Source organism: Acinetobacter sp. MB5, from assembly GCF_003261585.1.
Taxonomy (GTDB): Bacteria; Pseudomonadota; Gammaproteobacteria; order Pseudomonadales; family Moraxellaceae; genus Acinetobacter.
In genome coordinates this window covers 1-332 of record NZ_POVU01000055.1, presented here as the reverse complement: position 1 = coordinate 332, position 332 = coordinate 1, and the positions used below count along the sequence as shown (strand labels likewise).

Genomic DNA, 332 nt, shown 5'->3' with positions numbered 1-332 from the left:
GGCCAGGAACTGGCCCGGGGGATGCCACCCGGCGAGGGTGCTTTTCCGCTTTTGTGCTTTTGATCCTCGCGCCAGCGGCGCGTCCTTCTCATGACCGAAAGGTCTACGATTCTCCAATTCGTACGGTTGACGCTCCAATCGCTACGATGCACTATCGCCTTGCCACCATCGGCAATCATCCAGTCAAGGCGAAAAGTCATGTCCCACTTCGATCAGTTCATCAAATACCGCGCCCTTCGTTTCAAGTTCGACTCCCTGGGTAGCTCCACCCTGGGCGATCTTGAATCGCATATCGAATCCGGTTCCCTGCTCAAGAGCGATGACGGCCAGAC

1 protein-coding gene is annotated in these 332 nt (G+C 56.6%); it reads right to left on the bottom strand.

Going from position 1 to position 332, the window contains the following annotated elements:
• Positions 1-200 (bottom strand): hypothetical protein (locus C1A47_RS17800; RefSeq protein WP_205669608.1); only part of this gene is annotated, 200 nt, incomplete at its 3' end.
• Positions 201-332: the final 132 nt, after the last annotated feature.